The 3,712-nt window shown below is 33.2% G+C and carries 6 protein-coding genes; all 6 read left to right on the forward strand.

Translation table 11 applies throughout. The features are described 5' to 3' along the window. The first annotated feature begins 125 nt into the window (after window positions 1-125). The 6 genes from ABZA26_RS09995 to ABZA26_RS10020 all read left to right on the forward strand — a co-directional run bounded on the left by ABZA26_RS09995 (window position 126) and on the right by ABZA26_RS10020 (window position 3,389). Entirely contained in the window at window positions 126-338 is a 213-nt protein-coding gene (locus ABZA26_RS09995) for a hypothetical protein (RefSeq protein ID WP_372714379.1), read from the forward strand. A 49-nt stretch (window positions 339-387) separates the two neighbouring features. Further along, on the forward strand, window positions 388-687 hold the full coding sequence (locus ABZA26_RS10000) for a hypothetical protein (protein ID WP_372714380.1): 300 nt from the start codon (window positions 388-390) through the stop codon (window positions 685-687). A 60-nt stretch (window positions 688-747) separates the two neighbouring features. After that, window positions 748-1,053: a hypothetical protein gene (locus tag ABZA26_RS10005; protein WP_372714381.1), complete on the forward strand. Its 306-nt coding sequence runs from the start codon at window positions 748-750 to the stop codon at window positions 1,051-1,053. Between the two features lie 65 nt (window positions 1,054-1,118). Further along, window positions 1,119-2,114 (forward strand): tyrosine recombinase XerC, encoded by a 996-nt coding sequence (gene xerC, locus ABZA26_RS10010; RefSeq protein WP_372714382.1) that lies wholly within the window; start codon window positions 1,119-1,121, stop codon window positions 2,112-2,114. Window positions 2,115-2,129: 15 nt separating this feature from the next. Beyond that, window positions 2,130-2,318: a transcriptional regulator gene (locus ABZA26_RS10015; RefSeq protein WP_372714383.1), complete on the forward strand. Its 189-nt coding sequence runs from the start codon at window positions 2,130-2,132 to the stop codon at window positions 2,316-2,318. Next, entirely contained in the window at window positions 2,319-3,389 is a 1,071-nt protein-coding gene (locus ABZA26_RS10020; RefSeq protein ID WP_372714384.1) for a site-specific integrase, read from the forward strand. Window positions 3,390-3,712 lie beyond the last annotated feature (323 nt).

A 3,712-nucleotide genomic window follows, 5' to 3' on the forward strand; every position in this document is an offset into this window, starting at 1 on the left:
GTCGAAAGGTTAAGTGTTTTTGAAGATTCGTACGAATGCGAAATGTGTGGCGATTCAGTTTATATATATAAGATGGAACTATTTTGAACAAATTCAGAAATTGTTGCAAACGTGGGAGGTATACTATGAAAAAAAAGGTGAACTTATTTGTTAATTTTGTATCTCAAATTGACTTTACAGAATTTGAACATCATAGGACTATAAAATGTCCTAAGCCTCAAAATGGCAAAGACATAGAAACGTTAGCAAGCTACTTAGAAACTATAGATGGTGTAGGGAAAAACGTAATCATCAGAAACTTTATAGCTATGTCTGATGTTCCACAAGAAAAACAATGAAAGACATCCTAAAAAAATTCTGGGACCTGTATAAAAGGAGGCAGTTGAAGTGTTGGGAGTTTCAAAGCCGCAACAACTATTGAACTATATAAATTCTTTGCCTATTGAAGAAGAGTTGTATTGGCATAGTAAGAACAAACTTTATAAAGAAACTAGAGTGGCTACAAAGTTTAACTTTGACTTTACTACGATAGGAGAAAAGTACAATCTTAGAGGTGTGAAATACAACAAACCTAAACAAAGTTTTTACCGTTTGACTAAAGCTTCAAATAAAGAAAAGCATAGCTATACATCTATTGCCGCTCTGTGGTTCAGCATTACGTTCGACGATGAATTTGGAAGGGAATAGGTAAGAAAAGTAAATACGTTATTTGCACAAAGTCATAACTTTATAAAACGGAGGATAAGCATGGAGAAGAATAATTCAGAACATATAACTCAGTCTGAGAAGTGGAAATTTTTCAAAAATTACTTACATAACGAACTAGAAATAACCAAAGCAGATATAAGAGGATGGATAGAAGATGCAGTAAAACATCAGGCTGTTGAAATGATACAGAGGTCTTTCGAGGGTGCTGATATCGATGATTTAGCAAGAGTTGCAATATCGAAGGAAGTGAGGAAGTCGATTAACTTTTACCAAGCTGAAAAAGAAATTATATCAGTAGCCGGAAAAGAGATGGCTAAAGAGCTTTTAGCTGAGTATAAGAAATAGTTATTATAACTCTGTATAAAGTCTGGAATTTCTAATCTTATATTTTAGCAATAAAGGAGGTTTGAGTGTCATATAAATATCTTACTAAAGAGAATATGTATAAAATATCTAAAGAAAATATAAAGCTTTATGACAGGTACTTGAAGAGCAGCATTATTAAGAATAAAGACACTAAAGACACAACGTATAAGACTTACAAAAATTCATTTTACCATTTCCTTGTTTATCTAGAAAAAGAATGGGAAAACATAACATTGTATTCGAAAAGTTTTATGGAGGATGCCGTAGATATTATCGAAGGGTTTATAGCATGGTCCCAGGACAAAGGTGTGAATAAGAAAGCAGTAAATAACAAGGTTGTGTCTATAAGCTCATTTTATATCTGGAGTGTCAAAAGAGGATTAATAGATACTCACCCTTTTCTCCATAAGCTTGATAGGGTGAAGGGTGCTAAAGAGGAGAAAATAAGAAAGTCATATTTTCTCACTATGGAACAAATTATAGAGATTAGAGTGGCAATGAGATATAAAGAGAAAGAGTTTGATATCCAGGACAGACTTCTCTGGGAGATCTTCCTAGACTCAGGCAATCGAATGGGGGCTGTGAGCAGATTGCCACTGTCACGATTAAATATAGAAGAGGGAATATTTGAAGATGTTCGTGAAAAACACGGGAAAATAGTAGATGTAATCTTTTATGAAAAGGCAAAGGCATTGATAAAAGAGTGGCTTGAGATTAGGAAGGAACTAGATGGCCAGGAAATTGATTCTCTGTTTATAACAAAATACCGCGGAGAATGGAACGTGATGAGTAAAAATACTATAGGGGATCGTATAAGGAAAATGGGTAGACTGATTGGTATAACGGACCTGTACCCTCATTCACTCAGGAAGACTAGTATAAATTTAGTTAAGAAGCTTACTGGGAGTATAGAGGAGGCATCTGAGTTCGCTGGGCACAGTGGACTTACAGTTACTAAAGATCACTACATTGAACCGATATCTAAGAAAAAACAAAAAGCTAGGATTAAGCAGCTAAGAGAAGAAAAGGGCTGGAATTAGTTAGGAGGTATTAATATGAAGCAAATGTTAACTGTTGAAGATGTGATGGAGGTATGCCAAGTTAAGCAAGCGAAAGCTTATCAACTTATAAAACAAATTAATAATGAAATGAAAAAAGAAGGTTATATAGTAATCAGAGGCAGGGTAAATTCTAAATATCTCATGAAAAAACTGGGTATAACCTCAGAAGAAAGAGTGAATTAGATGGCTGCTTATAAAGACGGTAAAAAATGGAAGGTACTTTTCTATTATGCTGAAGAGGGGAAAAGAAAACAAAAACATAAGAGAGGGTTCTCTACTAAAAGGGAGGCCTTAGAGTGGGAAAGAGAATTTCTTTTGGAATCAACTTTTTCTATGAATATGAAATTTAAAGGGCTGTACAATTTGTATATGAAAGATAGCATACACAGAATTAAAGAAAAAACCTACTTGATAAAAGATATCATCTTCCAGCATCAAATCTTGCCTTATTTCGGAGAAATGGAAGTTTCAAAAATAAATGCTGTTTCAGTAAGAAATTTTCAAAATGATCTAATATCTTCTATCAACCCCAGAAGCAATAAAAAATATAGCTCTCATTATATAAAAAAAATAAATGCTCAATTATCTTCTATATTTAACTTTGCTGTTAATTTTCACGGATTGAAAGAAAACCCTTGTCTAAAAGCCGGGGCATTAAACCTTATATACGAAAAGAAAATGAACATCTGGACCTTAGAAGAGTTCACTGCTTTTACAAGAGTGATTAAACACAAACCTATAAGTTACGCTGGGTTTAACGTATTATTCTGTACAGGGATTAGAATAGGAGAGCTCCTGGCTCTCACAAGAAAGGATGTAGATCTAAAAAATAAAACAATCAATATTTCAAAAAGTTATGGAAAAGTAAACGGCAAAGATATTATAAGCACACCTAAAACCCAGTCTAGCAACAGGATTATCTCCATCCCTGATAAATTAGTTGGAATTCTAAAGGAATACTTCGATAGAATATATGATCTATCTGTAGATGACAGAATCTTCAACGTCACACAGTATGTATTCAGAAATGACATAGAGAGACATTCTGAGAAAGCTGGAGTAAAAAAAATCAGAATACATGATCTTAGGCATTCTCACGCGAGTATGTTAATTAATGCTAATGTTAATCCTCTAGCAATTTCAAAGAGGTTAGGGCATGCTAAAGTAGATATGACACTCAATACTTATTCTCATTTGTACCCTTCTTCTGAAGAAAAACTTCTGGAAATCTTAAATAAAAAACTTTGGGAATAAGCCAAAGTTTTTTTGATTTATTACCATTTTATTACCAAATAAAAAAGAGCAGAACTTAGGTTCTGCTCTAACTATTATTTTTAGTGGTGCCACCTGCCGGAGTCGAACCGGCGACCTCTACCTTACCATTACAATGACGTTTTTTATATATCCTCTGCCCTTTTATTTTCAATGGTTCATAATTTTGTTTGCTTGATTTTTATAGCATTTTCTATATGTTTTTTAATTTTTTATTACCAAAATATTACCAATTTATTTTATTTAAAAATATCTCTAAATATATCAAATATAGAATGCAAGTGTGGTCAGCAGCAATGGCGGTA

The sequence above is a fragment of the Ilyobacter sp. genome (genome assembly GCF_041583315.1).
GTDB lineage: Bacteria > Fusobacteriota > Fusobacteriia > Fusobacteriales > Fusobacteriaceae > Ilyobacter.